Here is a 19,724-nt window from a genome sequence, read left to right as displayed (position 1 = left end):
AACCATGCTAGTTGGAAAAGAATCCTTTTGTGATTTCCATACGATTCAGGAGGCGATTGCTGTATTGGAGCAGTCGGCTTCCAACGAAATGGAAACGCTAACTATTTTATCAGGTACTTATGAGGAAGAGGTACGAATTTACCGTTCATATCTTCATATTATAGGCATTGGGCAGGTAGAGATTCGAATGGATCGGTATGCCAAGGAGCGGGATGAAGCGGGTGAGGAAATAGGGACCTTTGCGACACCTACTTTATTTTTAGGCGGTAGCCATCTGATCTTGGAAAATCTCACGATTTCCAACACGGCAGGACAGGGAGAAGCCATTGGGCAGGCCGTTGCGGTATACGCTCATTGTGATGAAACGGTTTTTAGAAACTGTACCTTTAAAGGGCACCAGGATACTTTATTTACAGGCCCTCTACCTCCTGCACCGAAAGAACGACTCCAGTTTGGTGGAATCCATTTGAAGGAGCATCATAGGCACTATCGGCAGCTCTATCAGCATTGTTATATAGAGGGTACGGTGGACTTTATTTTTGGTGGGGCTACCGCGTATTTTGAAGATTGCGAAATTCGCAGTTTACGCCATCATAAGAACCAAACGAGCTACGTTACAGCTGCCTCTACGCCGCAAGGACAAGCGTATGGTTATGTATTCAACCATTGCTACCTAACTGCAGAGCCTGATATTACTCCGGTTTTTCTGGGGCGTCCGTGGCGGGAATATGCCAAGACCGTATTTGTCGATTGTAAAATGGGCGATCATATTGACCCACGTGGCTGGGACAATTGGGACAATGTTGCGAACGAGAAAACCGTCTGTTATCAAGAATATAACGGACACGATGAAGTTGCTACGTTACGTAAGCAGCGTGTTCCGTGGGCGGATTGTTTTGAAGCGGGAACAGAAGCATGGAGCAAGGAACAGGTTTTTGCTGAAGTTACATTTTGGAAGTAAGGAGAAGTGAGGTCTCATGATGATCCAAAATCCCATATTAAAAGGCTTTAATCCCGATCCGTGTATTACACGTGTCGAGGATACTTACTATATTGTGGTGTCATCGTTTGAGTGGCTGCCTGGAGTGCGGGTGTACCAGTCCAAAGATTTGGCCCATTGGGAGCACTGCACAGATATTTTGACCGATCAGGTTGACTTAAGAGGTAATCCTAAAAATTGTAGCATTTGGGCACCGCAGCTTAGCTATGCAGATGACCTTTTTTATCTGCTCTATACGGATGTGAAAAGCACCAAACGTCCGTTCAAGGATGTTCATAATTTTGTGATGACGGCGCCTACGATCCAAGGACCGTGGTCGGACCCCGTTTATCTTAACAGTAGCGGATTTGATCCGTCTTTATTTCATGATGAGGACGGACGTAAATGGCTGTTGAACGCATTGTGGGATTACCGCATGTTGGAAAGCAATAAATCTTCCGGTATAGTCATGCAGGAGTATGACAGCAAGCAACAACAGCTCATTGGCGAGCCTGTTAAAATCTTTGATTGTACTCCTTTAAAGAAAACAGAAGCGCCTCACATCTACAAGCAAAACGGATATTATTATCTTGTTACAGCGGAAGGCGGAACGGGTACGGGGCATGCCGTTACCGTAGCACGCTCGAAGCAGATATCCGGGCCATATGAAGTAGACCCGCACAACCCAATGCTTACGTCACGTGATCAACTTGATTTCCCGTTACAATGCGCAGGACATGGCAGTCTTGTACAAACACCAGACGGCGAATGGTACATGGCTCATTTATGCACACGTCCAGTAGAGGGGAAATATGCCATTTTAGGACGGGAAACAGCCTTGCAGCAAGTGTACTGGAATGATGAAGGCTGGCTCCGATTAACTGCTGGGGGCCATACACCTCAATTGGAGGTACCCGCACCTCAAGGGATGTTCTCGGTTAAGCAAGAGCAGCAGAGTTATGTTTTTAAGGATTTTTTCGAGGGACCCACATTAGATAAAACGTGGAACACATTGCGTATCCTGGCGGACGATAGCTGGTGTTCATTAAGCCAGCGCCCAGGCTACCTTCGCATTCTGGCCGGAGAATCCATTCAAAGTCTGTTCCAGCATCACGTGCTTGCCATTCGGCAAACGGATCATCATTTCCGGGTAGAAACAGCATTGGAGTATAAGCCGACAAGCTATTTACAAATGGCGGGGCTACTACTGTACCTTAATGAAGAAGATTATTTGTACGCCTATATTAGCTATGAGGAGGGGCAAGGGAAGGTACTGCGCATGATGCGATGTGAAGCCAATACATTTACCATAGTTCCTCAAGCAATTACGCTTCAGGACGATCTTCCTATACATTTAGCTGTGGAAGTCCATGCATCCCACGGGCAATTTTATTATGGAGTCGGAGACAAACCTGCTTGGAAGCGGCTTTTTGAAATGCAGGATATCAGCTTTTTATCCGGGGGTTTTACAGGAAATTTTGTAGGTATTGCTGCTCATGATATGCAACAATTCCAAGGAAGCTACGCTGATTTTTCTCATTTCTTCTATCATGGTAAGGATCATCTTTCCTCATAAAAAAACATGATAATGATTATGTTGAAAGCACCTTAATGGGTGCTTTTTTCGTTGTTTCTGCACTTTACCTTTTCACATTATAACTTCGCAAAATCTCCAAAAAAGCGGTGCTTGCTTTCGTTTCAAATGTCGAAGAAGGAGTTAGGAAGGAGAATTTTCGAATAACCGGAAGATTACGAATATCCAGTACTTTTAATGTTCCCAGAGCAAGTTCCTTCTGAATGACCCATTGGGACAGCAAAGAAATCCCCAAGCCTGCTTCTACAGACTCTTTGATGATCTGTGTACTGCCAAAATTCATCATATGAGAAGGGGAGAATTGAAACCGTGCAAACATTTTTTCAGCCGCTTCCCGGGTTCCAGAACCTTCTTCCCGCAGAATCCAGATGTCCTCTTGCAGCTCACTTACATCCACTTGAGATTTACCAGCCAAACGGTGATTTTGCGGAACGACGATATACATTCTATCATCAGCAAATGATTCGATGTGTAAATGGTCATGCTGAAATTCTCCTTCGATAATGCCTACATCCAGTTGATTATGGATCATGAGTTTTTCAATTTCCTGGGTGTTGCCGATGGTAATGGAGGGCTGAATGAGTGGATACCGGACCCTCATTTGCGCGATCACATGCGGCAGCACATATTCGCCATACGTGTAGCTTGCGCCGATCGACAGGTTTCCTTTTGCTGTATGCATCAGCTCGTCCACCAAATACTGCATCCGTGTATGGAGACGGATAATCTCCTGAGCATGATGATACACAATTTCACCTGCTTTGGTTAAGCGTACATACTTATTGCTACGCTCCAGGAGGCGGGTTCCTACGCTACGTTCCAGCGTTTGAATATATTGACTTACCGCAGGTTGGGTCATGTGTAACACCTCGGCAGCTCGTGTGAAATTTTGTTTCTCCGCGACCATAACAAATACGATTAAAGATTGGTCCAAGGCCCATTCCTCCAAATTCATCATATCTATTTACTTATTATCATTATTATAATGATTTATTTTTCTTATGACAAAAAACATATTAAGCTGGATGCATGTAGAATTGGAGGAGTTCACCATGAACAGTCATACACAACACACCAAATTATTTTCGAACAGAGGTCGATTATTCCAGCGTATATTTGGCATTGTCCTCACGATGTTATTTGCTTTGGCAGGCTATGGCCTGAACGAATTGCCAGGCTTTCATTATGTAGGTCCATTGGCTTGTGCCATGTTTCTCGCTATTCTGTACCGACAGTTGTGGGGATACCCTGAAGCTGTGCGCTTGGGAGTTGAGTTTTCATCAAAGAAAATACTACGTGGAGCTATTGTGTTATTTGGGCTGAAGTTGAACATGGATGTTGTCATTCATCATGGACTTGGTTTACTTTTGCGTGATGTGGGCACTGTTGTATTTTCCATCTTTTTTACGGTTTGGCTGGCAAAACGTTTCAAGGCAGATGCTTCGCTTTCACTTCTTCTTGGTATTGGAACAGGAGTTTGCGGTGCAGCAGCGATTGCAGCGGTTTCTCCCTTGTTAAAATCCAAAGATGAGGATACAGCCATAGGGGTAGGACTCATTGCCTTGGTTGGAACGGTATTTGCCATTTTGTTTACTGTGCTCCGGCCCTGGCTTCCTTTGACGAATATGCAATATGGTATCTGGTCGGGTATCAGTTTACATGAAATTGCACATGTGGCCTTAGCTGCAGCGCCTGCCGGACAGGATGCACTTGCAATGGGCTTATTAGCCAAACTGGGGCGTGTTTTCTTACTCATACCGCTCAGCTTTGTTTTAATGTATTGGATGAAACGAACTGGAAAAATTCGTACAGACGCTAAAGTGGAGTTCCCCTGGTTCCTCATCGGCTTTATGGCTACAAGTATTGTGGGCAGCTATGTTTTTGGACAATATATTGTAGTTCCATCTAGTCTGACGAACGGAATTTCTCAAGTTACCACCTTTATGTTAACGATGGCTATGGTAGGAATGGGGCTGAATGTGAGCTTTAAGGCTTTGCGGGAGAAAGCAATGCTACCATTACTGGTACTGTCTGTTACCTCGATCATTCTTATAGGGTTAACATTTTTAACAGTGTGAACATGAAGTATTCGTTTGGGATAAGATTGCTAGTAAACTAGATTAATAAAACTGGAAAAAGCTCTGCTTGCTGTATAGCTGGCAGAGTTTTTTAGTACTTTTGTATGATAAGACTGAAATATATACTGAATCAATCGTAACTTTTTACATATGATTCGCGTCTATCAAAATGGAGGTCCTGAGAATCGTAGAGTGCAAGAATTTCATAAGCGAAAATTTAGAGAATGGTAGGGTATATAATGAGGAAAATTTGTTTATTTGCTTTTTTGTTTCTGTTTCTACTAGCATTTCCAAGAGAAAGTCATGCTGCATCTTCGAGCTCACATCTTCAGTTGGATGGTAAAGATATAAGTGTTGGCAAAGGTGTTCAGATTCAAGAAGTAAAGGGGAATGTACTGGTTCCACTCCGTCTCATTGTAGAGGAATTGGGTTATAGCGTGAATTGGGAGTCCAAGACAGGGACCATAACTATACATAAGCAAAATCTTAACCTCAGTCTTCAGGTCAACAATCCCATAGCCTCTGTCAATGATCATCAAATGGGATTGGCTGTAGCGCCTTTGCTTAGAGAGGGGACGACTTATGTTCCGCTTCGCTTTGTGTCTGAACAGACAGGGATTGATGTGGCCTGGAACAACGAGCTTAAAACTGTGTTCCTGACGACTCCGCCTACTTCAAGCGACAATAGCGAGTCCACTCATGATCATTCTGCTACTCCAGCTGTAAGTAATCCTAAAGAGAGTGCGCGTACAGCTATAAACCAAATTAGCTTCGCTAATCACCAATTGACTATAGCTGTTAATGGAAAAGCAACCCCCAAAGTAACTACGTTGACTCATGCAGACCGTATTGTTGTAGACATACCTAGTTCAACGTTTTCTGAGGAATTTCTAGCATCGCAATCATTTGACAGTAGTGGACAAGGAAGTTTTCCAGTCACTGAAGATCCAGATGTTTCCCAAGTAAGATACTCCATGTTTAGTACAACCCCCGCATCGGTACGTATTGTGGTTGATCTTAATCACAGCACACCCTTTCATGTACTCAATGCGGATGATGGTAAGGTTGTTATAGCGTTGGATCAGGAAACGGAGGAGCCATCAACTACCGAGGACGTTATACCTACCATACCTGTTGTACCTGCGATTTCTTCTGATGGACACGCGCAAGGAATTGACGTCTCACACTATAATGGCAATATTGATTGGCAGCAAGTGGCAGCGACAGGTAAGACATTTGCTTTTATTAAAGCTACAGAGGGCACAAAATATCAAGATAATCAATTTTTGATAAATGTACAGGGTGCCAGAGATGCTAACATCTTGGTTGGCGCTTACCACTTTTTGAATGCTACTACCGCGGATGGAGCTCGTCAGGAAGCAGCTAATTTTGCCAGGGCTATAGATTCAGCAGGAGGCAGGCTAGATCTGCCCCCTGTGATGGACTATGAAAATAACCCCAAAGGTCTTACTCCTGCACAAATTAGTGAAGTGGCTCATGCCTTTTTGGATGAAATGGAGAGGCTTACCGGGCGTCAGCCAATCGTATACACGGGCAATGTTTTTGCTTCCAAGTTTGATCCTACATTTTCTATGTATAAACTGTGGGTAGCCCGATACAGCACTACGCAAAAGCCGACCGCGGTTCCAGCTTGGAATAACTGGTGGGCTTGGCAGTACAGTAGCACAGGCAGTGTTCCGGGTATTCAAGGCCAAGTCGATTTGGATGAATACAACGGAACGATAGATGAACTCCGGGCTTCACTGGCAGGAGAGCTCGATTAGCAAAATCATATCATGATCAATCCTCGCGAATCCGGAACGGGATCTGCGAGGATTTTTAATGTCTGATTTGTTTAGTTGGGCATGATCCATACGATTTCGCTGATTCTAACAAAGAATTTTTTTCCGTATACATCTAAAATGACATGGTCGGGCTTACAATCGACTACGCATCCATCAATTCTGCCACGTGTTGTCTCAAGTACAACGTACTTGCCGATCACCGATTTTAATGTTTCTACGACGTATGGATCTACAGGGTGCACCACGACGTGGTGAGAGGTAGGATGGTGAGGAAAAGGTTGATTAACGTTGTAATTGAGCATTTGATTTGAATTCAATTGCTTCACTCCTTCAAGATTAGTTGTGTTATCCTATGCTCCTGCCTAGGAAAGGTGTAGGCTAATGCCCATCAGCGAAAACATTCATAACATTGCCGAAAAGCCCGGTCCATAGGAAAGCTCAATACATAAGCTATGTTGTACCTTGAATTGAAGGAGGCAATGACCATGAGTGAATGTGAAAGAGGTTGTGGTGGCGGTTCAGTAGGGGGCTACCCAGGAGTATGGACATCGACAGGAGCTATCCTGGTACTGTTCATTTTGCTCGTTATCATTACTAAGTCTTTATGGGTTTAAATTGAAATGAGTAGCTTAACCCCCCATCGGTATATAACCGATGGGGGGTTAAGTGTTTTAGAGGATGGAACGTATGATAAAACACCTCAAATAACAGCGTACAGGCCCTACACAAACTGTGCCGGGCTGGGCAGCTGTCATTTGAGGTACATTGGCATCTATAGACAGGAACGGACAATGGAACAGAGATTAAATTAACGCAATCGCCAGCAGGGTGAACAAGCTCAAAGTTAAGATTTGATTCCCATACCCGTAGCCAGGATAAAAGGCAGACGTTTGTACACGTCCGTTCCGTTCTGTTTTTAAGTACACATTATTACGATCCACATCCATAATGGTTCCTTCGTACTGTTTTCCGTCAACGGTGAGAATACGCACTTTTTTATTCATGCAGTTCAAACAGTTGTAATAAGCGTCCATTCCATCACCCCCTCTTATACATTGGCATTTTATGAGAGGGACGGTCTTATGGTAACGGCGAACATACAGGGAAAAGGTATTCCCTCGAACTTAAGGCCTGACTAGAGTTAGCCTATTCTTGATAGGGATTAAAAGAGAAGCCAGGATATCCATTGGTATGGGCGTAACCTCTTTGGGGGGCGACCTGAGGGTGGGGTGAAGTATCGGCAAGCCTTACATGTATCCCAGGTTTTCGGGGGGGCTGCTGCTTGCAGTCATTGGGAGGACCGATGATGACAGGCTTTTTAATTGGGGCGAGTGCTTCCTGAATCTTATTCTCATTCAGGCAGTAAGTATGAGCCAGAATGTTACTTGGCGTTAGCCGCAAAATGTCGGAGCCCAGTATGAATTCAGGGGTCGGAGCATTAAAAATGGTCAACAAATGAGTGTTGTCCATCGTGGCGACCAGATAATGCCACCATCCCTGAGGAACGTTAGCCACTTGGCCAGGTGTGATCGGAAAATGTCGTAACTCGAGGGTGAAGGGGTTAATCAGTGACACGGTTACTGCTCCAGAGATGCAGTATACCAGTTCTGTGGCATTTTGGTGATAGTGAGGCTCCACAACATTAGCTGTGCTAAGGCGAATATCCAGCAGCGATACATTCGCCAATGTATTCAGCTGCTGGATCGACAGCTCGTTGATCGAGTTTTGAGCATCCTTCTGAAACAAAACATTGTCTCTTAAATCATAGGTAAATTGTACAGTAGGGGAGGTGTAATCCATATATGAATCCACGCGTCGTTTCCTGCCTTTCTATTATTCGAAATTTGATGATCGTACGCTACCCTATGCATACGCCCATGTATGTGTGCGCGGATATGTGATTTGAATTAGTAGAAATCAGGCTCCGGTCCCGGGCAAGTTGAAGCGAAAAATAGCGAAAAAAGTCACGTATTCAAGTGTGGTCAGAACATGATCCATTGTTCTTAATACACGTCATCCCTTTAGGGATGGCGTTTTATTTGCTTGGGTAGTCTTAGGACCAGAGCCGGATGATACGTAAATGCGGCTTATGGTATACTGCAACGGACGTGTGAAAGCATGATTGTCCCATTCCGTATGTAGCCACGCGTCATTTCTGCAGCTAGGCATAAGTTATGTCATAAGAAACATCATCGGATAAACGTCCCTGAGTTGTACAGGCCGGAATGGTTGCACCGGACAGAACATGAAAGAGGAGGTTGTCTGGAATATGAAAAAGTTATCTATTTTAATCCTGTCCTGCGCATGTATGTTAGGTACTGTATTGTCAGTCGCACCAGGACAAGCACAAGCACAAACGTCAGCTTTGAAGAAAGGGGTTCAAAGCGAACGGGTGCTGGAGCTTCAACAGCAGCTTCATTCGCTCGGTTATTTCAAGGCTGGGTTTACTGGGTACTATGGTTCTCTGACCAGTAAAGCGGTGGCTCGTTTTCAACGGGATAACGGTCTGACACCTGATGGAGTAGCCGGAGCGGCTACACAAGTCAAGCTGGAATCCTTCGGAGAGGTGCGCGTAACCGCGCTGGATCAACTGGCTCGTATCATTTATTCTGAGGCTCGCGGGGAATCGTTTGAAGGTCAAGTGGCTGTCGGCGCTGTCGTATTAAACCGTGTTCAGTCCGGTGAGTTTCCAAGCTCGATCCCGGACGTTATTTTGCAGCCTGGTCAATTCACCGCTGTACAGGATGGTCAATACCGCCTGAAACCCAACAAGACTGCGTACCGTGCAGCCAGACAGGCACTTAATGGTGCTGATCCGACCAATGGGTCCTTGTTTTATTACAACCCGGCCATTGCCACAGCCAAATGGAGTAAAAGTCGCCCGGCTGTCATCTCACTCGGTCGCCATACGTTTACGAATTAATTTCATATGAGAATACGCAAATTTCTAGCCGTCAGTTGCTTCTTCTAGGAGCAGTGACGGTTTTTTATATTCACAAATTTGTAATATTTTAGTGATGATTTATCTGATTTAATATTAAAAATTCTACCTATTATTCCGATACTCTTAATAGACAAAAAAATGAAATTAAAGGAGTCCTTCTAAAATGAGTCAACATCCTTACACTATCGAAGTAGATCAAGCCATGAAAACGGTACATATGGCGGTGAATGGAGTTTTTAGCCAGGAGGAGTATGATAGCTTTGTAAAAGATTATGTAGCCAAAACCTCATCCATTCAGGCGTCCAGCTTTACACTCAAGGTAGATTGTACCCAGATGGCACTTTTGGGTCCGGGAGAAGTGGAAAAATTGAAGGGCTCATTTGTACGTTATAAAGAAACTGGATTTACCAAAGTAATCTTTGGCATCAGCCTTCAACAAACCATTATTAAAATGCAGCTTGGTCGAGTAGCACGCGAAGCAGGATTAAACAACGTAGATATTGTTGTACAATAATGCGCTGATGTATGTGTAAGGGGGAAGCCTGATGAGCCATATCAAAATAAAAGCACTGGGTGTGTATCATCCGTCCCATTCGTTGGATAACGAATACTATGTTCGCCATTTTGACGAGCGGGGCAAAGATATTCGACGCTTCATGGAGCATATGGGTAGAAAACAGCGTTATATCATTGATGATCCGAACGAAAACGGTCTAACAATGGGAATTGCGGCTGCGCTAAAAGCTCTGGAACAGGCTGGTATGACAGGCCGTGACGTGGATATGATCGTGTTCTCCACTCAAGTTCCTGAGTCACTGTTTCCGATGAATGCATTGTTTGTTCACCAGGCGATTGGGGCTAGACATGATGTGGCCGTGATGGATTCCAACGCGAATTGTGCAGGGATGACAGTCGCTGTCGATCAAGTCAGTCGGTCGATGTTATCTAATCCTGACGTGCGGACAGCGCTTATTATCGGTTCGGATTATAATTCACTCATTTCCGGTCCGGAGGATGAGATTACTTATGCGAACTATGGAGATGCTGCATGTGCGGCTATTTTGGAGCGTACAGAAGAAGACACCGGATTTATAGATTCTATGTATTTTACGGACCCAGTCAATATAGATAAAATTTTGTACCCGGCTCAGGGGTTAGCGGCGACACTCCAAAGGAACGCCCCCGGAAAATATATTCAGTGGCTTCCGTTCGACGCCAATATGGCCTTGCCTCCTACATTTGATCTGCTTGAACGCATTTTAAAAAAGAATGGGCTGACGCCTCGGGATGTACGGGCTTATTGTCTGTCTCAGTTCTCGTTAGCAAATGTATTGAAGATTCAGGATCACTTGGAGCTAGAGGATGCCCAAATGATTTATGTGGGTGATCGATATGGTTACACAGGTACCAGTAGCCCGTTCATTGCTCTATATGAAGGTATTGAATCGGGTCGTATCCGGCGCGGTGATTATGTACTGTTCTGGACGATTGGAGCTGGATATCAACTGGTTGCTATGTTATTTAAATACTAGGAATATATGAAGACCTTGCAGCTGCAAGGTCTTTTTGTGTATCACACAATGACAACTGTAATGATTTGGTTGTGTTATGTTTGATTATTTTGTAAAATTTAAACATTGAATTAAAAGGGAGAGCTTATATTGCGGACATCGGATAGCATGACAATTATGACGGAAAACATGGCACACAATTCATAATAGGAGCTGAAGAGTCATTAAGATCGAAAATTTATTTTATGGGGAACGAATAAAACTGACCGCAGTCAGGGAAGAAGATGCCGAAGTGATGTTCAAATGGGGTGAGGATGCGAAGTATCTGCGAAATGTAGATACGGATTTGGCGCTCCCTTACACGTTGAAACAGATGGAGTCAGAAGGATCTCCCAGCTCTAACGAGGTCTATTTTCGATTAAGAACATTGGCAGATGATGTCTTGATCGGATTTGTTGCTATCCACGGAATTGAGTGGAATAATCGCAGCGGGCAGCTGGCAATAGGTATAGGTAATACGGACTACCGTGGCAAGGGCTTTGGGGCAGAAGCTGTAGGTCTCATTCTTCGTTATGCGTTTTATGAGCTCAATTTAAATCGGGTCGGCTTGGATGTGATTGAGTACAATACACAAGCGATCCGAACTTATGAGAAGGCGGGGTTCCAGCTTGAGGGTAGAGTTCGTTCTGCTGTTCTTCGTGATGGTAACAGTTATGATCGTATCATGATGGGTATCCTGTATTCTGAATGGCGCTCGACTGTTCAAGTATAATAGATACACAATTTGTTCATAAAATATTCCATAATAAGCCTTTTAATAACGTGAAAAGAGGTTTATAGTTAAAGGGTCACATGCCCAAATCATTATTAATTTGAGTATGAGTCAAAGCTGAGGAGGAATTTACATGGCAAACGTTGTAAGGTCCGTTACTTCACCCAAGAAATTTATTTCTGGACAAAATCTACTCTCGTCGTTAAATGACTATATTAAGGATTATGGCGATAAAGCCTTTGTCATTTGTGATGAGTTCATACTTGAAAGGGCTCAAAAGGAGGCAGGTGCTTCAATTGAAGCAGCTGGTAACCAGGTGGTCTTCGAGAAATTCCAATATGAATGTACAAAAGAAGAGATTGATCGTAACCGCGAATTGGTGCGTAAACATGGTTCGAACATTATCATAGGGATTGGCGGGGGAAAAACGTTGGATACCGCCAAGGCAACCGCTTATTATGAAAAGCTGCCTGTTGTTATTTTCCCAACGATTGCTTCTACAGATGCTCCTTGTACCGCGCTTGCGGTTATATACAAAAAAGATGGCTCTTTTGATGAATATCTGTTCCTGCCTACTAATCCAGACGTTGTACTGGCGGATACAGGCATTCTGGCAGCAGCGCCTGCACGTTTCTTTGCAGCTGGAATCGGTGATGCACTGGCCACTTATTTTGAAGCTCGTGCTTGCTATCAGGCTAACGGGGATAACCTGGTTCTGAACAAGCCTTCCACTACAGGACTGGGACTTGCTCGTCTTTGTTATGATACGTTGCTGGAAAATGCTGTGAAGGCCAAACGTGCTGTGGATCGGAAAGTATATACTCGTGCGGTGGAGGATACGATTGAAGCTACCATTTATTTGAGCGGTGTTGGTGCAGAATCAGGTGGGTTGGCAGCAGCACACGCCATTCATAACGGCATGACGGCTGTTCCTTCGCTTCATAAAGCACAGCATGGTGAGAAAGTTACATTCGGTTTGTTAACCCAGCTAGTGCTGGAAAATGCACCGAAAGAAGAACTGGAAACCGTGATTAAACTGGTTAAGGATGTAGGCCTTCCATTGACGCTTCGTGACTTGGGTGTAGAGGAATTTGTTGAGGCTGAATGGCGCCAAGTGGCTGAAGCTGCTTGTGCATCGAATGATACAATGGTCAACATGCCGTTCCCAGTTAGTCCTGCTGACGTGTACAATGCAATCATTGCAGCGAATGCAATAGCAGAATCCTATCAAGAATAGTTTCTTCCTAAATCACGAAAATGGGTTTACAAAAACGGGTCTGTCACATCACTGGCAGACCCGTTTCGTTTACGTGCACTAACATGTGAAACGAAAGAGGGGACCAGGGACTTATATCCTATCTTGTTCTGACCGATATACATGTAACAGGGAAATTAGGTTGGTTACACAGCAGGAGGAGATTTGATGTTGGTGCATGGTAAAACACGTAGGGGCAACTTGTACATCCATATGTCCAGCGGTTTTCACAAAATTGGAGATTATCGGGAAGAATATTCTGTAGCACCGGGTGATCGGCTGATGTCTAGACTGTCCAAGCGGATCTACACCATTGTATCCGTACATCTTGGTGAAGAGGCTTATGCCGATATTGATCTAGAAGAGGTTATTAGAAATAGTTAGAGTGCTTTATTTGGATTTGGTATAAAAAAGCTTCCACTTCGCTCTAGGAGCAAAGTGGAAGCTTTTTTCTTTCAGCGTAGGGACTCATGAAGAAGGTCTCGTGTGATGATATTATTTTGGTTCATAAAATGTCTGATTGCTGCTTGTGAATTGGTTGCAGACAGCTCCTTTCCCCATGTCATGGCATAGGCCCAGGCTGGCTGATTTTGCAGCACCTTCGCACTTGGCAGAATATCACTTTCTCCGATTCCCATAGGCTTGCCCTGCGCAAGCTTTAGCAATTCGGTGTAGTAGGAGGGTTTGTAATCATTGTTATAGATATCAGCTGCAAGAATATCTACTCGGTTAATACCTGGGAAGGACAAATTATAGGGAGTGCTATATGCGTTTGGAGCATTGGGACTCCACACCCACAACAGGTTATCCAGATGATGGACATGAGTGAACCGATCATACATTAGATTCCACAACTTAGCATAATTTTGCTTGTTTCCCCACCAAAACCAGTTGCCGTTCATTTCATGATAGGGCCTCCATAAAACAGGTACATCCGCGTCTCGTAAGGTCTTAAGGGACAAAGCCACCTCATCCAGATCAGCGATCAGTTGTTTATATTGCGGGGTACCCGGCGTGATGTAACGATTAAATTCAGCTTGAGTAATTTTTGCTTGTACGTTTTTCCACGTTTTAGGTTTGCCAGGAAGCGCCTGATGGAAGGTAACAGCTACGATTCCGCCGTCCTGACTCCATTGGATAGCACTATTCACAACATGCTGACGTTGCTCTCGTAGGGCTGTACGGGACTGGTTAGCCAATCCTCCAAACTCATAGCCGTGAAGTCCTGCGTATTGTCCGCTGATTTGTTGTAGCTTGTTATTTTGTTCATCCGGTGCCTCTAAGTAATCATGCTGCCCGGAAATTAGCATATCATCCGGTACATTAGATAGGTAGGCAAGTAATTGCTTGGCTTTGGCAGAGGCCTGAACATTAATTGGCGGGGCGGCATCGGCAACAATGAATGATTGCTGAGAGCCGCTGAAGAGTAAAACAAGCATTAGCAGTAGCACCCTCTGTAACCAAAAGCGTGTTGAGTGAGATTTCATGGCGCTCCTCCTTTGATGCATGGTAATGGGATTAGTATTTTTCTTTTTGCTTTCTAAGCTGTATATAGGCGCTAATAATAATCACCAACAGACTAATCGTGGCCCATCCATTGAATTCCTGTAAGTGTATCCAGTTGTCCCATACAAGGAAACCTAAAATTACAACGAGCAAACCCATTGCAAGATACATTTTGGTTTGTGCTGGACGTTGGGTTCGTTTTGAAATCCAATGTATGATGCCGAAAACGATGGCTGCCTGAAATAAAAATATGCCCATCATCATTAAACTTGCTATAAAGATTGGGGACATCGGTATCCTCCTCCTGGGTTTACAAACAGAATATGCAGGTTGTAACCGGGATGTGGATTCTTAGATGTCAATTTAATTATAAGTTGAGTAAACAAATGAGCGCTGGTTACGATCTTGAACAAGTTGACTAAATTATACCATAACTACCGTCCTGCAATGAAAGACGTCTAAATACCCACTCTACCTTGATTCGACATCATACTTTATATTCAGCGAAATATTGACATATGGATGTACACTTCACATATATGAAGATGCAATCAGAAATATATGTGAAGTATATGCATAAGAGCAACGCGAAATCGACGGAAAAGTTTGGTATGATTAAAGTGGATTGAAAAGGAGGTGCTCTTATGAATGAAGAAAACAGACCATTCTCTAGGTCAGCAGATGCTGAAGGAGCCAAAGCGAACTTTGATGCCAATCAGCGGAAGCTTCTCTCCGAGGGAGTGCCTAGCTTATGGCGTCAGGTCAGCAACCTGCTGATTCTGGTTGGCGTGATTGCATTGATTATCCTTTTAGGTCGAGTGCTCTAATGAGATATCCAAAAAAATCGAAAAGAATTTGAAGAATTAGGGATGTGAAATGGTGTTAAAGGCAGCTTTACTTTTTATATTGGCTGGCATCGCTGAAATTGGAGGAGGATATTTGGTTTGGCAGTGGCTGCGTGAAGGAAAGACATGGTATGTCGGACTTTGCGGCGGAGTAATCTTGGCTGTGTATGGAATCATTGCTACCTTTCAGGTTTTTTCCTCTTTTGGGCGTGTATATGCAGCATACGGAGGTGTCTTTATTGTTCTTTCCATTGCATGGGGCTGGTGGATTGATAAAAAGACACCCGACTTGTACGATTTCATTGGTGGATTGATTTGTTTGGTCGGTATAGCTGTAATCCTATTTCCGCGATCAGGATGATAGGACGAAAAACCCTATTTTATTTTTGAAAACATGACTATAGGTCTACAAAAATAAGCTTCATATTCCGAAATAGAACTTAAGGAGGGGGTTCTATGAACTGGAATCAAATGAAGCTTAGATTGAAATTTGGTAGTGCTGTACCGAAGAGTGAAGGTAATTTCTCTTTTGGTATCATGTGTGGACTCTTAATCAGCATCGTGCTGTGGATATCAATCATTGGCTGGATCATGCTGATCTTTAAGTGATTTTACGAAATCACTGTACATATCAAAACAAATGAATTAAGGACTGCTCACAAACCTGTGTCTTATTACCCATGCTTTATTTTGTGAAATCGTTACGTAACTTGTCTATCCCGCGACCTATGGCTTCATCAATCATATCGGTAGCAGCAGGTGTATCTGCATCGGTGTCAGGAATGCGATTAAATCCTGGCTCGCGCTTGTCCAGGGATTGTTTATGTTCGATTTGATCGTCAGTACGATTCTTTTCAGAGTTATTATCTCTCATAGCACATCACAGCTCCTTTTATTAGGCATATTCAGCTTCTATACTTTACATAAACGCTTGTGCTCCAGACTAAACGTTGATAAAAATAAAACCGGGAGGGAGTAAATCCCGCCCGGTACTTCCCAAACAACTAGCGATGCTCAATCAGATCAATCGCTCCCAGAACAACATGAGCCAGTCCGAAACCGAGAATGCCTGTAGCTGCAAGTTTGTACTTACTGCTCAGCAACACAGCGCCTGAAGCCGATACTACCGTTCCAAGAACAGCTGGAATCATACCTTCACGCATTCGTAACACCCCTTCTGGTAGTTTGGAAAGACGTTTATTAGTGTAATTCAAATGTGCACAAGTTATACAAAAAGAGAATTTTATTATTTTTTTAAAAAAACACTTTACAATTCGATAAAATTATCGTATTATATGTTGGTGCCCAATTGAACGACATTTACATAACGAGAACACTTCTTAATCAGATGCGTGTTTCTCAGATACTTGTAAGACAAGTAAGTGTAAAGATTAGCGTTCCTAAATTTATGCCGGGGTGGCGGAATTGGCAGACGCACAGGACTTAAAATCCTGCGGTAGGTGACTACCGTACCGGTTCGATCCCGGTCCTCGGCATTCTTGATTTATAACGGACACATCAAAGTTAAATGAACGAAAATAACGCGAGGTTCTGTGTACCTGCGGAATACTCCGTAACAGGTATGTAGGATCAACAAAAAACGTCTCACCGTTAACATACGGAGAGGCGTTTTTTGTTTTGGAAAAATTAAGCGATCTTGTAACAGAGAGTTGGAGCCTTTCTATTGCATCAATTGTTATAATCATAGGACAACGAAATTAGGCCTTTATAATTAAATAGTAAGTATTTCTAAAAAATGAAGTGGCCTAAAACCTTAAATCAGAATGTTGTTGTTTTTAATTAACTATTGGGAAGGTGGTTCGGTGAAGCTGATATGAATCTGACTTTTCATATGGAACAGTTAAGAGTCTGTTTTATGAATTTCATCAATTATGTATATTTTGTAATGGATGAGAAAACAAGAGACATAGCTATTGTTGACCCATCATGGGATTTATTGAAAGTAGAGTTCTATCTTCAACAATTGAATGGCGATCTCAAAGCGATACTATTAACTCACTCACATTGGGATCATATTAATTTGGTAAATCCACTCCTGGAAAAATATAATCCGCAGGTATTCATGTCAACAAACGAAATCGATTTTTATCATTTTAGATGTAGAAATTTACATTCAATTAAAGACAAGGATTCAATCCAGGTCGGTGAAACAGAAATTAAAAGTCTTTTGACTCCCGGACATACCGCGGGAAGTGTATGCTATCTTTTATCAGATCGCTTATTTACTGGGGATACAATATTCATTGAAGGTTGTGGCTTTTGTGACCCAAATGGAGGAAATCCAATAGAATTATATAATAGTGTTCAAAAAATAAAGCGAGAAATTGATGACTCTATTCAAATTTATCCTGCTCATTCATTTGGTAAAGCGCCTGGTTTTACACTCAATCACCTCATGGATGAAAATATTTATTTTCAATTTACGAGTAAGGAATCTTTTATTAAATTTAGAATGCGTCCGAACCAAAAGGGCCTGTTCGATTTCAAATGAGTCTGTATTGTGGCCCAGTTCTAATGGTGAGAGAAAATCTTAAATATAAAAAATAATACATAACGATCTATCATTTGTCTGTGCCCCAGATGCTCAAGTTAACTAGAGTAAAACACTCGGATCAGTTCTTTTATAAGCCGCCAGAAACGTTGAAGCTGTATTCGAAAGATAATAATGACTTCAAATTAAGCATTTTCAGAAAGGTTTGCGAATCCAATCTGAACTTGGCCGTTTCCAATCAACTGTGAATTGACAGGGTTTGAGTAGAGGATTATAATGGAAAAACATTATTCCAATTATATGATTATATGAAAAATAAAGGAACTTTTCTGTGGTTAATCGCTGGCGGGTCACGTTAACCATCAAAGAGGGATATATCGTGAGAGATTGTAGCTTATCAAGTAGGATAAGTGAAAGGGCGAAGCTATGTATATGGGTAGTAGACATTATAGGAGATGAGTTGGCAGTACGTTTTTATAGGAGATGAGTTAAGTGAGCTGGTACGTGTTTTTTGTGCGAACGGGTAGGGAAGAACAGGTCAAGCAGCTTATTAATGAGTGGTTGGATTCTGAAGTCTACAAACCCTTTATACCACTCCAAGAGAGACTCTTTAAAGTAGCAGGAATAGTAAAGAAAGAATGGGCTCCTTTGTTCCCAAGCTATGTATTTATTGAGTCGAATTTACCTGACTTGCAGTTCGTAACCAGTACAAATTCAATGATTTGCACTTCTAGTGATATCATTCGTTTATTGAGATACTCGAAGTTTGAAGCTTCAATGAGAGATTCGGAGAAACAAATGTTAGAAAGTCTATGCAATGATAGCTATTGTATAGAATCATCAACTGGAATTATTGAAGGAGACAATATACGTATCCTAGATGGCCCACTTAAAGGAAGGGGGAGTATAGTTAAGAAAATAGATAGACATAAACGACAAGCGGTCATTCAGTTAGAATTTATGGGTGATATCAGGTTAGTGAGAGTAGCTTTGGAAATTATAAGTAAGGTTTAAAGTGGAGAACTCGTGACGAGTTCATACTCCATGAGGAAGCTTTCAGAACCCTTAAGGGATTTGAAGGCCTTTTTTGATTTGGACTGCTAAGTTAGTAGTTTACTAGGGGGGATATGCGTAGCCTCGTATGCAGAACAACTAATGTTGAAGCGGGAAGATGCCGTGATGAAGGCGGCCGTCAGTTTTGTCCATGCAGATTATAACGCAGACGCTCCCCTTGATCGAGAAGTCTTTCATTCGGATGAGTGTAGTTACTTCGAGAGTTTGGTATTCCATCGGCGGAAATCCAACTTTGTGCTTGGCAGGCTAAGTGCCAAACAAGCAGTTTCGGTGCTGTTAAGCGAGCCAGACCTGCGCAACGTAAGTGTGGAGTCAGGTGTCTTCGGCCAGCCCATGCTTCGAATCAATGGTGTCCACAGCTATCAGGTGAGCATTGCCCACTGCGACTATATCGGAGCGGCTGTTGTTTTTCCCGAAGCACATCCCATGGGCATTGATATTGAGAGGATTGATTCTAAGCGAAATAAGACAATTGAAAGCCAACTGACGGTGGAAGAAAAGGAAAGAATCTCTGTCGTGCGGGGAGTAGGGGAGTACTCAGCTTTATTGACGGTTTTTTGGACAGTGAAGGAGGCCCTGTCGAAAATATTACGTACAGGTTTTACAACATCGCTGCATGTACTTGAAATGAATGAGACCAGGTTTGTGGATGGATACTTCCAAAGTACATTTTCACATTTTCCACAATATGCTGCCCAGTCTTACCAGTTAGGTGACTATATCTGCACGATTGTAGCACCGAGAAAGACGGAATGGAGTATGAATACTTCTCGGCTTTATGAAAAATTCAATGCAAGTTTTCATCGAAATCCGTTTGTAGATCATGTTTACTGAACACCAGGTTTGTTG

General features: G+C 43.0%; 25 protein-coding genes and 1 tRNA gene. 18 read left to right on the top strand and 8 right to left on the bottom strand.

Features of this window, described 5'->3' with window-relative positions; genetic code table 11:
- Window positions 1-4 precede the first annotated feature (4 nt).
- On the top strand, window positions 5-961 hold the full coding sequence (locus tag JOE49_RS22150) for a pectinesterase family protein (protein ID WP_023989413.1): 957 nt from the start codon (window positions 5-7) through the stop codon (window positions 959-961).
- A 16-nt stretch (window positions 962-977) separates the two neighbouring features.
- On the top strand, window positions 978-2,555 hold the full coding sequence (locus tag JOE49_RS22145; RefSeq protein ID WP_209942851.1) for a glycoside hydrolase family 43 protein: 1,578 nt from the start codon (window positions 978-980) through the stop codon (window positions 2,553-2,555).
- Between the two features lie 64 nt (window positions 2,556-2,619).
- Here the strand turns inward: JOE49_RS22145 and JOE49_RS22140 are convergent, their stop codons facing one another.
- Window positions 2,620-3,507 (bottom strand): LysR family transcriptional regulator, encoded by an 888-nt coding sequence (locus JOE49_RS22140; protein WP_023989411.1) that lies wholly within the window; start codon window positions 3,505-3,507, stop codon window positions 2,620-2,622.
- A 118-nt stretch (window positions 3,508-3,625) separates the two neighbouring features.
- Here JOE49_RS22140 and JOE49_RS22135 point away from each other — a divergent pair, with 118 nt between their 5' ends.
- Together JOE49_RS22135 and JOE49_RS22130 are read left to right on the top strand one after the other, a co-directional pair.
- Window positions 3,626-4,651 carry a YeiH family protein gene (locus JOE49_RS22135; protein WP_209942848.1) on the top strand — a complete coding sequence of 342 codons (1,026 nt, stop codon included), beginning with the start codon at window positions 3,626-3,628 and terminating at the stop codon, window positions 4,649-4,651.
- A 239-nt stretch (window positions 4,652-4,890) separates the two neighbouring features.
- A complete protein-coding gene (locus JOE49_RS22130) occupies window positions 4,891-6,435 on the top strand; it encodes a GH25 family lysozyme (protein WP_209942847.1) in 1,545 nt (514 codons plus the stop codon).
- A gap of 71 nt (window positions 6,436-6,506) precedes the next feature.
- Here the strand turns inward: JOE49_RS22130 and JOE49_RS22125 are convergent, their stop codons facing one another.
- Window positions 6,507-6,773, bottom strand: coding sequence for a DUF2642 domain-containing protein (locus JOE49_RS22125; protein WP_025719729.1), 267 nt, complete (start codon window positions 6,771-6,773; stop codon window positions 6,507-6,509).
- Between the two features lie 168 nt (window positions 6,774-6,941).
- Here JOE49_RS22125 and JOE49_RS26745 point away from each other — a divergent pair, with 168 nt between their 5' ends.
- Window positions 6,942-7,070 (top strand): hypothetical protein, encoded by a 129-nt coding sequence (locus JOE49_RS26745; protein WP_013371969.1) that lies wholly within the window; start codon window positions 6,942-6,944, stop codon window positions 7,068-7,070.
- 189 nt (window positions 7,071-7,259) lie between these two features.
- Here JOE49_RS26745 and JOE49_RS22120 read toward each other — a convergent pair whose 3' ends face one another.
- Entirely contained in the window at window positions 7,260-7,490 is a 231-nt protein-coding gene (locus JOE49_RS22120) for an LSm family protein (protein ID WP_028540505.1), read from the bottom strand.
- Between the two features lie 112 nt (window positions 7,491-7,602).
- The gene (locus tag JOE49_RS22115; protein WP_023989406.1) at window positions 7,603-8,268 is read right to left on the bottom strand and encodes a cupin domain-containing protein; all 666 of its coding nucleotides are present in this window, start codon (window positions 8,266-8,268) and stop codon (window positions 7,603-7,605) included.
- Window positions 8,269-8,725: 457 nt separating this feature from the next.
- Here JOE49_RS22115 and JOE49_RS22110 point away from each other — a divergent pair, with 457 nt between their 5' ends.
- The 6 genes from JOE49_RS22110 to JOE49_RS22085 all read left to right on the top strand — a co-directional run bounded on the left by JOE49_RS22110 (window position 8,726) and on the right by JOE49_RS22085 (window position 13,322).
- Window positions 8,726-9,379: a cell wall hydrolase gene (locus JOE49_RS22110; RefSeq protein WP_209942845.1), complete on the top strand. Its 654-nt coding sequence runs from the start codon at window positions 8,726-8,728 to the stop codon at window positions 9,377-9,379.
- Between the two features lie 184 nt (window positions 9,380-9,563).
- Window positions 9,564-9,914 (top strand): hypothetical protein, encoded by a 351-nt coding sequence (locus tag JOE49_RS22105; protein ID WP_013311042.1) that lies wholly within the window; start codon window positions 9,564-9,566, stop codon window positions 9,912-9,914.
- Window positions 9,915-9,945: 31 nt separating this feature from the next.
- The gene (locus JOE49_RS22100; RefSeq protein WP_209942844.1) at window positions 9,946-10,932 is read left to right on the top strand and encodes a ketoacyl-ACP synthase III; all 987 of its coding nucleotides are present in this window, start codon (window positions 9,946-9,948) and stop codon (window positions 10,930-10,932) included.
- 202 nt (window positions 10,933-11,134) lie between these two features.
- A complete protein-coding gene (locus tag JOE49_RS22095; RefSeq protein ID WP_209943688.1) occupies window positions 11,135-11,683 on the top strand; it encodes a GNAT family N-acetyltransferase in 549 nt (182 codons plus the stop codon).
- A gap of 133 nt (window positions 11,684-11,816) precedes the next feature.
- Window positions 11,817-12,920: a glycerol dehydrogenase gene (locus JOE49_RS22090; protein WP_023989402.1), complete on the top strand. Its 1,104-nt coding sequence runs from the start codon at window positions 11,817-11,819 to the stop codon at window positions 12,918-12,920.
- A 186-nt stretch (window positions 12,921-13,106) separates the two neighbouring features.
- Window positions 13,107-13,322, top strand: a complete 216-nt coding sequence (locus JOE49_RS22085) for a hypothetical protein (protein WP_013311038.1) — start codon at window positions 13,107-13,109, stop codon at window positions 13,320-13,322.
- A gap of 71 nt (window positions 13,323-13,393) precedes the next feature.
- Here JOE49_RS22085 and JOE49_RS22080 read toward each other — a convergent pair whose 3' ends face one another.
- Both JOE49_RS22080 and JOE49_RS22075 read right to left on the bottom strand, forming a co-directional pair.
- The gene (locus JOE49_RS22080; protein ID WP_023989401.1) at window positions 13,394-14,425 is read right to left on the bottom strand and encodes a glycosyl hydrolase; all 1,032 of its coding nucleotides are present in this window, start codon (window positions 14,423-14,425) and stop codon (window positions 13,394-13,396) included.
- A 31-nt stretch (window positions 14,426-14,456) separates the two neighbouring features.
- Window positions 14,457-14,735 carry a hypothetical protein gene (locus tag JOE49_RS22075; protein ID WP_023989400.1) on the bottom strand — a complete coding sequence of 93 codons (279 nt, stop codon included), beginning with the start codon at window positions 14,733-14,735 and terminating at the stop codon, window positions 14,457-14,459.
- Between the two features lie 353 nt (window positions 14,736-15,088).
- Here JOE49_RS22075 and JOE49_RS22070 point away from each other — a divergent pair, with 353 nt between their 5' ends.
- The 3 genes from JOE49_RS22070 to JOE49_RS22060 all read left to right on the top strand — a co-directional run bounded on the left by JOE49_RS22070 (window position 15,089) and on the right by JOE49_RS22060 (window position 15,898).
- On the top strand, window positions 15,089-15,271 hold the full coding sequence (locus JOE49_RS22070; protein ID WP_023989399.1) for a hypothetical protein: 183 nt from the start codon (window positions 15,089-15,091) through the stop codon (window positions 15,269-15,271).
- Between the two features lie 52 nt (window positions 15,272-15,323).
- Complete coding sequence (locus JOE49_RS22065; RefSeq protein WP_209943686.1) at window positions 15,324-15,650, top strand: YnfA family protein; 327 nt, start codon at window positions 15,324-15,326, stop codon at window positions 15,648-15,650.
- A gap of 95 nt (window positions 15,651-15,745) precedes the next feature.
- Window positions 15,746-15,898: a hypothetical protein gene (locus tag JOE49_RS22060; RefSeq protein ID WP_023989397.1), complete on the top strand. Its 153-nt coding sequence runs from the start codon at window positions 15,746-15,748 to the stop codon at window positions 15,896-15,898.
- Between the two features lie 76 nt (window positions 15,899-15,974).
- Here JOE49_RS22060 and JOE49_RS22055 read toward each other — a convergent pair whose 3' ends face one another.
- Both JOE49_RS22055 and JOE49_RS22050 read right to left on the bottom strand, forming a co-directional pair.
- Entirely contained in the window at window positions 15,975-16,163 is a 189-nt protein-coding gene (locus tag JOE49_RS22055; protein WP_023989396.1) for a hypothetical protein, read from the bottom strand.
- Window positions 16,164-16,293: 130 nt separating this feature from the next.
- Complete coding sequence (locus JOE49_RS22050) at window positions 16,294-16,452, bottom strand: hypothetical protein (protein WP_013311032.1); 159 nt, start codon at window positions 16,450-16,452, stop codon at window positions 16,294-16,296.
- A gap of 247 nt (window positions 16,453-16,699) precedes the next feature.
- Here JOE49_RS22050 and JOE49_RS22045 point away from each other — a divergent pair.
- The 4 genes from JOE49_RS22045 (at window position 16,700) to JOE49_RS22030 (ending at window position 19,709) form a co-directional block, all read left to right on the top strand.
- A tRNA-Leu gene (locus JOE49_RS22045) sits at window positions 16,700-16,785 on the top strand.
- A gap of 338 nt (window positions 16,786-17,123) precedes the next feature.
- Window positions 17,124-17,801, top strand: coding sequence for an MBL fold metallo-hydrolase (locus JOE49_RS22040; protein WP_053325751.1), 678 nt, complete (start codon window positions 17,124-17,126; stop codon window positions 17,799-17,801).
- Window positions 17,802-18,293: 492 nt separating this feature from the next.
- Entirely contained in the window at window positions 18,294-18,815 is a 522-nt protein-coding gene (gene loaP, locus JOE49_RS22035; RefSeq protein WP_061828474.1) for an antiterminator LoaP, read from the top strand.
- A gap of 141 nt (window positions 18,816-18,956) precedes the next feature.
- On the top strand, window positions 18,957-19,709 hold the full coding sequence (locus tag JOE49_RS22030) for a 4'-phosphopantetheinyl transferase family protein (RefSeq protein ID WP_023989393.1): 753 nt from the start codon (window positions 18,957-18,959) through the stop codon (window positions 19,707-19,709).
- The last annotated feature ends 15 nt before the right edge of the window (window positions 19,710-19,724 follow it).

Source organism: Paenibacillus sp. PvR133 (assembly GCF_017833155.1).
Lineage (GTDB): Bacteria > Bacillota > Bacilli > Paenibacillales > Paenibacillaceae > Paenibacillus > Paenibacillus polymyxa_B.
The sequence above is the reverse complement of the archived record's forward strand: the minus strand, read 5'-3'. Positions and strand labels throughout refer to the sequence as shown.

What these genes read in the sequence shown, in the direction of transcription:
- JOE49_RS22150 (WP_023989413.1), top strand. Translation starts at nt 5, where the DNA reads ATGCTAGTTGGAAAAGAATCCTTTTGTGATTTCCATACGATTCAGGAG.
- JOE49_RS22145 (WP_209942851.1), top strand. Translation starts at nt 978, where the DNA reads ATGATGATCCAAAATCCCATATTAAAAGGCTTTAATCCCGATCCGTGT.
- JOE49_RS22135 (WP_209942848.1), top strand. Translation starts at nt 3,626, where the DNA reads ATGAACAGTCATACACAACACACCAAATTATTTTCGAACAGAGGTCGA.
- JOE49_RS22130 (WP_209942847.1), top strand. Translation starts at nt 4,891, where the DNA reads ATGAGGAAAATTTGTTTATTTGCTTTTTTGTTTCTGTTTCTACTAGCA.
- JOE49_RS26745 (WP_013371969.1), top strand. Translation starts at nt 6,942, where the DNA reads ATGAGTGAATGTGAAAGAGGTTGTGGTGGCGGTTCAGTAGGGGGCTAC.
- JOE49_RS22120 (WP_028540505.1), bottom strand. Translation starts at nt 7,490, where the DNA reads ATGGACGCTTATTACAACTGTTTGAACTGCATGAATAAAAAAGTGCGT.
- JOE49_RS22110 (WP_209942845.1), top strand. Translation starts at nt 8,726, where the DNA reads ATGAAAAAGTTATCTATTTTAATCCTGTCCTGCGCATGTATGTTAGGT.
- JOE49_RS22105 (WP_013311042.1), top strand. Translation starts at nt 9,564, where the DNA reads ATGAGTCAACATCCTTACACTATCGAAGTAGATCAAGCCATGAAAACG.
- JOE49_RS22100 (WP_209942844.1), top strand. Translation starts at nt 9,946, where the DNA reads ATGAGCCATATCAAAATAAAAGCACTGGGTGTGTATCATCCGTCCCAT.
- JOE49_RS22090 (WP_023989402.1), top strand. Translation starts at nt 11,817, where the DNA reads ATGGCAAACGTTGTAAGGTCCGTTACTTCACCCAAGAAATTTATTTCT.
- JOE49_RS22085 (WP_013311038.1), top strand. Translation starts at nt 13,107, where the DNA reads ATGTTGGTGCATGGTAAAACACGTAGGGGCAACTTGTACATCCATATG.
- JOE49_RS22080 (WP_023989401.1), bottom strand. Translation starts at nt 14,425, where the DNA reads ATGAAATCTCACTCAACACGCTTTTGGTTACAGAGGGTGCTACTGCTA.
- JOE49_RS22075 (WP_023989400.1), bottom strand. Translation starts at nt 14,735, where the DNA reads ATGTCCCCAATCTTTATAGCAAGTTTAATGATGATGGGCATATTTTTA.
- JOE49_RS22070 (WP_023989399.1), top strand. Translation starts at nt 15,089, where the DNA reads ATGAATGAAGAAAACAGACCATTCTCTAGGTCAGCAGATGCTGAAGGA.
- JOE49_RS22060 (WP_023989397.1), top strand. Translation starts at nt 15,746, where the DNA reads ATGAACTGGAATCAAATGAAGCTTAGATTGAAATTTGGTAGTGCTGTA.
- JOE49_RS22055 (WP_023989396.1), bottom strand. Translation starts at nt 16,163, where the DNA reads ATGAGAGATAATAACTCTGAAAAGAATCGTACTGACGATCAAATCGAA.
- JOE49_RS22050 (WP_013311032.1), bottom strand. Translation starts at nt 16,452, where the DNA reads ATGCGTGAAGGTATGATTCCAGCTGTTCTTGGAACGGTAGTATCGGCT.
- JOE49_RS22040 (WP_053325751.1), top strand. Translation starts at nt 17,124, where the DNA reads ATGAATCTGACTTTTCATATGGAACAGTTAAGAGTCTGTTTTATGAAT.
- JOE49_RS22030 (WP_023989393.1), top strand. Translation starts at nt 18,957, where the DNA reads ATGTTGAAGCGGGAAGATGCCGTGATGAAGGCGGCCGTCAGTTTTGTC.